We start from the raw sequence: 6,947 nt of genomic DNA, 5'->3' as shown, positions 1-6,947 counted from the left end.
TCAGAGTGTGTCTGAAAAAATGTTGAGTTATGTACAACACTGAGACTTGACTTCAGCAAGCCAATCATTCCTTCAGGGTCGGGAGGTGGTACCATGCGCCTGCTGGTCTTCCATTCACCGCTGATCGCGTGCGCTTCCAAAATGGGTGAGGAAGGGGCTTCCTAACCCGACTGCTAGTGCAACAATCATTGCACACACGACCGCAAGCTGCGGAGCAATATCCTGCAGCGTTGATCCCCGCTGCACAATCGCAATCACCGGATCAACAATATAAAATGTTGGAAAGAACGCTGCGATCCATTGTGGGATGATCGGGAACAATGAAATCAGCGCTGGAGCGTACAAAATTAATCCCAACGCTTTCACCATTGCAAAGAGAGAATTGATGTCGTTGACCAACACGCCAAGCAAAATACCAAACTCGGCTGACAATATTGCCCCTAGCAACAACACCAGCAGCACTAACCATATCTGATTGCTCCAGGCACTGTTGAGGATCAACACCAGTACAGCCATCACTGTACTCAAGACAACTCCCAATATTCCTTTGGCAACGTAAAGCTCTCCTCGTGTAACCGGAGTAACGAGTAAGGCTGCCAGCGTGCGATGCTGTTTCTCGGCAACCAGTGAAGATGCCGGTAGCATCAGGGCGCCAAAAACGACCGTCATCAACACGAGAAGCGGGAGCAATCGTTGCTGCCATGACCATTCACTGTTTGCACCTAGTACTGTTGTCTTTACTACCACTGGTGATTCGTGACCGGCCACCTCACGCAGCCAATCGATCAAGACCATACCAATCAACATCCGATCTCGCAACAAGCTCTCCCCCCACACGTAGACGGTTATGCTGCCACGTTGATTACGCATCACCTGCTGATCAAAATCCGCAGGTAACACAATACCAACATCTACTGCACCATTGGCAACAGCAGTACGGAGATCAGCTTCACCAGTATAGCGTCGAACGATTAATCCCGGCATTGCGTCAGCCAACTGCACAACCCGCGACATACCGAGATCGACGATCCCCAATCGCGGTTTTCCGCTAAAAAACGTGCCGAAGATCAAACCCAGAGCGAGACTCAAGCCAAGCGGCACGACGATTGTGAAGATGAAGATAACATTCTTTGGCCCCTGTACCGCCTCACGGTGCAACAAGATAAAGATTCGCCCTAGACTCATACGAACCTGGTTTACCAAACCTACCTAAACCACAGCAGGTCTGGAAGGCTGCCTTTCTTCAGCCAATTTTGACGCTTCATCCAAAACCGCCCCGAAGGGTCTTACATTTTGTTCACGCCCGTTTAGAGAGTCCGTGAACCCACTCCGGCCTCTACTCATCAAACGTAATGCTTCCCGCTCAATATTCTGAGCACCATTCACATCCCTGTCGGCGACGTACCCGCACGCGCAGACAAACGTTCGGTCACGCAACGTCAGGTCCGACTTGATTTCTCCGCACATCGGGCATAGCCGACTGGATGGGAAGAAGCGGTCAACTTCTACCAATATGCCGCCGTACCACTCGGACTTGTAGCGCAACTGCCGTTGAATCTCGCCAAATCCGGCATCGGCGATGGACAGAGCCAGGCGGCGGTTGCGCAACATTCCGGCGACATTCAAATCTTCCACGCCGATAATCCGGTAGGTGCGAGCAATCCTGGTTGTCATGTTGTGCAGGTAGTCCAATCGCTTGTCGGCTATCCGGCGATGGAACCTGGCCAGTTTCTTCCTGGTGTGGTTCCAGCGACCGCTTCCCTTTTGTCGGCGAGATAGTTCGCGGTTCAAACGCTTCAGTTTTCTCAGTTTTGAGCGTAGCAGCACTTGGTTTTCGTACCGCATGCCATCTGAGAGAACGGCCAGCGTCTTTACGCCTACGTCTATCCCGACTGACCCTTGCGGATGCTTGTGCTTCGGCGGTTCGACTTCTACATTGATGGCGGCATACCAATGCCCTCCATGCTCAGAAATAGTGACCGATCTGATTTCACCGTCAAACCTCAACACCTCGGCCATATTGATTGGTTTATCCAACCTTTCCAACGTGAGCCAATGGCCATCAACACGAACCCGTGTCCCGTCCATTCTGAAGGATAATTTCGATCGTTTCTTGGACTTGAACTTGGGATAGCCCTTCTTGGTATCGCCATTCTTGCACCGGCGAAAGAACCTCTTGAATGCGGCATCAAGATTACGAAAGCCAGTGTCTACAGCGCATTTAGAAACGTCCAGTACCCAGGGGAACTGCTCACGTTTGATGGTGTTGAATTGCTTTTTCAAGGCATACGCCGATGGTTTCTCGCCAGCGGCGTACTGTCTTTGCCATTCGGCCAGACCCCAATTGAAGGCAAATCTCGCCGTTCCGCAAGCCTTGCGCAGGTACTCGGTCTGTTGAGGCGTGGGATTAAGTCTGATGTTATGTACTCTCTGCATCGGAGTTTTCCTTCCGCCTGCGCCCGCCTCGTGCTCCATATATCCGAGACGAAAAACGTACAATGATCGTCAGCATATCCTCACCCAACTCTTCGTACTCGCTCTTCTCTTCCGCTTCTTCCAGAACTTCTACCCTGTAACCCACGCCATTGAAAAATCGCTCAATGGTTCGGAACCCAAAGCGGGTCACTCTATCCCGATGTTCAACGACAACCTTTTTGATTTCACCCTTGCAAGCCGCGTCTCTGATCGTGAAGAACTGGCGGCGATTGTCGTTTCAACCAGAGGCAATCTCGGAACAGTCTAACACAATGCGATAACCGCGCTCGCCACAGGCTTCTATCAGCCTTTCATGCTGGCGAGTGAGATTCTCTGCTTGCTTTTGTGGTATGGTCAGTTATTCAGAAACAGTTTCCACCTCCGTTGTAGCGCTGCCATACCGAGCGCCAGGCTAAGCAACGCAAAAGCGGTCAACAGGAGCAGATTACCGCCAACATCGTTCCAATCAGCACCGAAGTTGAGCGAACGATAAAGGGTATCAACCAGATAGTAGGTAGGAATGATCCGAACCCAATCCGCCGCTAAGCCGGGTATCAGCACGGTAAAGGTTGGCAAGGCCATTATCAACAACGCCAGCATGCCCCATCCCATAACCGACATCAGATCACGCCCAAGCGTCGCAATGAGAAAGGCAATCCCGGTCATCAGAACTGATCCAATACTCAGAGCTGTAAGGTTAAGCAGCGGTGCTTTCACCAATCCACCGGTGATTGCCAGCAATAGTATCGCCTGCCCAAAGGCGAACAGCGAACCGAATAATGTCTTCGCGACAAAGACATCGCGTACAGTTAAGGGTGTCACTAAAAGAGCCCGGATCGTTTTCTGCTCGATTTCGGCAACGATTAAGCTGGCCAGGCCAAGGCACTCAACCATCAACACCAGTACAGCAAAAAGAGGTAAGATGCGTTGACGAGGAGCAATCGACGCACCAACCATATCGACGCCGAGTATTTCTTCCTTGATCACAACCGGTAACTCTTGCCCGATCAGAGTGAAACTCAATTCACGCGCTGCCGCCGCATAGACACTTACAAAATCCGGCGGTACTTCTGGCGCAAGTAAGAGTTCAACGGTTGGTTGCGTACCCTGCCGGAGTTGATCGTAAAGATCAGCCGGAAAAGCAAAGCCGACTTCTACTTCACCAGATGCTACCGCCTTTCGTAACGCTTCGACATCCGTGAATCGAGTGACTTGGACTGCGTCATTGTCTGGCATTTCAGACAATGCTGACAATGAGTCGGGAATGACAAGACCCAGGCGTAACGTCTCATCGACCGTCGCTGGTAAGAGAAAATAGATAACGATATACGCAACCAGACCCAGCACCGTTACCAGTGCGAATAATCGGTTGGCAGCGTAAAGGCGTGCATCCTTCACCATTAACGCCCAGATTGCAGTTATGTGCATACGCCCCCTCTGCCCATCAGCGATAGACACTGGTCGTTGTGGAGAATACCCCCACACCACCTTTGGCCATCTGTCAGACTAACGCACGACCGGTAAGCTGAATAAAGATGTCTTCAAGGGTTGCTTCTTCACTATGTAGTGTGACCACTCGTTCGTGCTGAAGCAGATTGGCGATCTCGTGAGCGGTTTCAGGCTGGTCAAGGATAATCTCGCGGGTCAGCAGTGAACCATCGGGTCCTACCACTTCAGCACGTACCATACGTTTCCCGTACTGCTGCTTGAGATTGTGAGGTGTATCAAGAGCGACTATACGACCGCTATTGATAAATGCCACACGATTGCACAGGCGATCGGCCTCATACATATCATGCGTGGTCAGGAACACTGTTGCCCCACGTTCCTGCTCTTCACAAATCACCCGTCTGATCGCTTCGGCAGAGGTTGGGTCCAGTCCTTCGGTTGGTTCATCCAGAAAGAGAATATCGGGACGATTCACCAATGCACGGGCAATCATCAACCGCTGTTTCATCCCTTTTGAATAGTGTCCAACTAGATCATCTCCTCTGCCATCAAGACCAACCCGGTGGAGCAGACCGGCAATATCAATGTCACGGATATTGAACAAACGAGCGAAGAGGCGTAGATTATCAACCCCACTCAGTTCTTCATAGAGGTTCGGTTGCTCAAAACAGACGCCGATGCGCGCATGTACCTGTTTGGGATAGCGGGCTACATCAATTCCTAATAAGATAGCTCGTCCGCTCATTGGTCGCAGTTGACCCGTCAGTATCTTCACGGTAGTCGACTTACCGGCGCCATTCGGCCCCAGAAAACCCAGGATTTCCCCGCGTTCTACTGTAAAGCTGATGTGATCAACTGCGAGCAAATTGCCATAGCGATAGGTCAACGACTCGGCGACAATAGCAGGTTCAGCCATAGTCTTCTCACATGGAATAAAAACTGCCGGGGCAGTATTGGCGGTGTTTGACTGTGACGTAGTGGTTATTATAGTTGAAGTCCAGGTCTTGCACAAAAAGTAGTTGAAATAACCGTCTCACAGTGCAATGGATGCACCCCCTCGATAAATGGACAGACGCAGCACCGCTGCGTCCCAACCGATCTACTGCTGCAACAGGACAGGTCGGATCGGCGCTCGGTGACCATCGTCGTGGACACCTGTAGGGGCGAGGCGGTGCCTCACCCCTGCTCGCGAATCTCGTGTACCGCATTGCATCCATCGACAAGGTTCATCCGTCGTGATGTGATGCCAACGTTCTTGCACGCCAGCCACCCCACGTCCCCCCTTCCTCTCTCCGTGTGGGAGTTGAAATGGACGAGGAGGACGGTGAGGGGTGCCAGACGTGCTCCGCAGCACCAGCGCTGACCCCGATGCCACCCAGTTCTATCGCGTCGAAGAGACGCAGGCGTTGCTCACCAGCGTTCCCCTTGCCATTCTGGCAATCGATGATCACGCCTCATCAACAGCCCAGGTGTTTGATGAGACGCTTCGTTGCTCGCCACTTCAGCCAACGCCCCTGCTGAACGCCTGATCAAGACTACGAATTTCTGCTATGCAGGTTATCCACCGCTTCCCGCACTACTGCGAGACCTGATGAACAACCTGCTCACGCTTACGATCCTTCTCGCCCTTATCGAGTATCAATAACACTGCGGTGATCAAATACGGCGGCATACTGGCATTAAAGTAGGAACCAGCACTAATATTTACCAGCAAAAAGAGTGCCAGCGCTGCGCTTTGGCGCACGCCAATCCCGGTCAGCATACTGAACGCTACAATAACCTGCCCAATCGTCAACACCCAGGCAATTGGCCGATAGAACGGGATAGCGAAGAAACGTAGATAGGCAGCGCTAAAGCTATGCGGATCGATCTCCGACAAACGCTGCTCGAAATGCTCACGCAGCACCGACGAGGTCATCCAGCGTCGGGTAATTTTGTGGTAGGCGCCATAAGCAAACGTCGCTCCAAAGATGTACCGCAATACCAGGAGTACGATGCGCCTCGCTCTTTGCCATGGAATTGTTCGTTTCATGACTAACCTCCGTGCAGGCTTGATTGCAGACACAGTATAACACTTTTTTAGCAAAAAAAGTGTTTATATGTCACAACAAGAAAACTAAAAATTTGATGAGAAAGCCGCAAATTCCGCTGGTCATCCGGTATGATAATAAATGGAAGGGTCTCGTATGCCTTACGTGCAAAGAGGACAATGATGACAATGCGACAGATTGTACTCGCTTTCGGTATCCTGATAGTACTGATCATCGGCGGACTCCTATTCTATGTTTTCCGTCCACCGGAGGCGGCAAGTGGGCCATTAGAGGCAGTACCACTCGTGCTACCGACGGTGAATCCAACTGCGATACCTGCGGGTGAGCCAAACGCGACAACCACAACCTCTGTGCCAACCGCTCCTGCTCCTGCAGCAGAGACCGCTGGAGTAATTGGACAACCTACGTCAACCGGGACAGTGTTACAACTCTTTGCCATTGATCAGAGCCGCTCTGAAGCACGTTTCCTGATCGATGAGGTTTTGCGCGGTAGACCGGTGACCGTTGTTGGGGTTACGAGTCAGGTCGCCGGTCAGATTGCACTCGACCCTGATAACCCGCAAGCTGCTCAGGTTGGGGTTATACAAATCAACGCCCGTACTCTGACGACCGACAACGAATTTCGTAATCGCGCCATTAAGAATGCTATCTTGCGCACCAATCAGTTTGAACTGATTACCTTTACACCACGGCTGATCAGCGGCTTGCCCGAATCGGTGACTATCGGCGTACCGTTTGAATTTACAATTGAAGGTGACTTGACGATCACCGACGTAACTCGACCGGTAGCCTTTACCGTAACCGTGACCCCGATCAGTCAGACAGAGATCAGCGGGCTGGCGAAAACTACGGTGCTCTACCGCGATTTCAACCTGACAATTCCCGATTCGCCCTCTGTAGATACGGTTGCCGACGAGGTACGCTTGGAACTGGAATTCGTGGCAACCCTTGTCGGGTAGATTGACGGACAAT

The 6,947-nt window shown here is 51.7% G+C and carries 7 protein-coding genes and 1 pseudogene; 2 read left to right on the top strand and 6 right to left on the bottom strand.

All coding sequences use genetic code 11. From position 1 onward, the window contains the following. Positions 1 to 114 precede the first annotated feature (114 nt). The 5 genes and pseudogenes from JE47_RS0105220 to JE47_RS0105205 form a co-directional block, all read right to left on the bottom strand. A complete protein-coding gene (locus JE47_RS0105220; protein WP_035419040.1) occupies positions 115 to 1,185 on the bottom strand; it encodes an ABC transporter permease in 1,071 nt (356 codons plus the stop codon). A gap of 24 nt (positions 1,186 to 1,209) precedes the next feature. Then, positions 1,210 to 2,436, bottom strand: coding sequence for an RNA-guided endonuclease InsQ/TnpB family protein (locus JE47_RS0105215; RefSeq protein ID WP_051871069.1), 1,227 nt, complete (start codon positions 2,434 to 2,436; stop codon positions 1,210 to 1,212). Further along, positions 2,420 to 2,698 (bottom strand): annotated as a pseudogene (locus tag JE47_RS22495) (hypothetical protein); the annotation flags it as partial. The pseudogene JE47_RS22495 and the gene JE47_RS0105215, both read right to left, overlap by 17 nt. Positions 2,699 to 2,829: 131 nt before the next feature. Continuing rightward, a complete protein-coding gene (locus tag JE47_RS0105210; RefSeq protein WP_031458735.1) occupies positions 2,830 to 3,903 on the bottom strand; it encodes an ABC transporter permease in 1,074 nt (357 codons plus the stop codon). A 73-nt stretch (positions 3,904 to 3,976) separates the two neighbouring features. Next, entirely contained in the window at positions 3,977 to 4,840 is an 864-nt protein-coding gene (locus JE47_RS0105205) for an ABC transporter ATP-binding protein (protein ID WP_031458734.1), read from the bottom strand. Positions 4,841 to 5,255: 415 nt separating this feature from the next. Between JE47_RS0105205 and JE47_RS0105200 the strand changes: the two genes are divergently transcribed. Then, on the top strand, positions 5,256 to 5,453 hold the full coding sequence (locus JE47_RS0105200; protein ID WP_031458733.1) for a hypothetical protein: 198 nt from the start codon (positions 5,256 to 5,258) through the stop codon (positions 5,451 to 5,453). A 47-nt stretch (positions 5,454 to 5,500) separates the two neighbouring features. Here JE47_RS0105200 and JE47_RS0105195 read toward each other — a convergent pair whose 3' ends face one another. Then, the gene (locus JE47_RS0105195) at positions 5,501 to 5,956 is read right to left on the bottom strand and encodes a MauE/DoxX family redox-associated membrane protein (RefSeq protein ID WP_031458732.1); all 456 of its coding nucleotides are present in this window, start codon (positions 5,954 to 5,956) and stop codon (positions 5,501 to 5,503) included. A 180-nt stretch (positions 5,957 to 6,136) separates the two neighbouring features. Between JE47_RS0105195 and JE47_RS0105190 the strand changes: the two genes are divergently transcribed. Next, positions 6,137 to 6,934: a YceI family protein gene (locus JE47_RS0105190; RefSeq protein WP_031458731.1), complete on the top strand. Its 798-nt coding sequence runs from the start codon at positions 6,137 to 6,139 to the stop codon at positions 6,932 to 6,934. Positions 6,935 to 6,947: the final 13 nt, after the last annotated feature.

This window comes from Chloroflexus sp. MS-G (assembly GCF_000735195.1).
Lineage (GTDB): Bacteria > Chloroflexota > Chloroflexia > Chloroflexales > Chloroflexaceae > Chloroflexus.
The sequence above is the reverse complement of the archived record's forward strand: the minus strand, read 5'-3'. Positions and strand labels throughout refer to the sequence as shown.

Excerpts from the sequence above, each read along its gene's own strand:
- JE47_RS0105205 (WP_031458734.1), bottom strand. The coding sequence starts at position 4,840 with ATGGCTGAACCTGCTATTGTCGCCGAGTCGTTGACCTATCGCTATGGC.
- JE47_RS0105210 (WP_031458735.1), bottom strand. The coding sequence starts at position 3,903 with ATGCACATAACTGCAATCTGGGCGTTAATGGTGAAGGATGCACGCCTT.
- JE47_RS0105195 (WP_031458732.1), bottom strand. The coding sequence starts at position 5,956 with ATGAAACGAACAATTCCATGGCAAAGAGCGAGGCGCATCGTACTCCTG.
- JE47_RS0105215 (WP_051871069.1), bottom strand. The coding sequence starts at position 2,436 with ATGCAGAGAGTACATAACATCAGACTTAATCCCACGCCTCAACAGACC.
- JE47_RS0105190 (WP_031458731.1), top strand. The coding sequence starts at position 6,137 with ATGACAATGCGACAGATTGTACTCGCTTTCGGTATCCTGATAGTACTG.
- JE47_RS0105220 (WP_035419040.1), bottom strand. The coding sequence starts at position 1,185 with ATGAGTCTAGGGCGAATCTTTATCTTGTTGCACCGTGAGGCGGTACAG.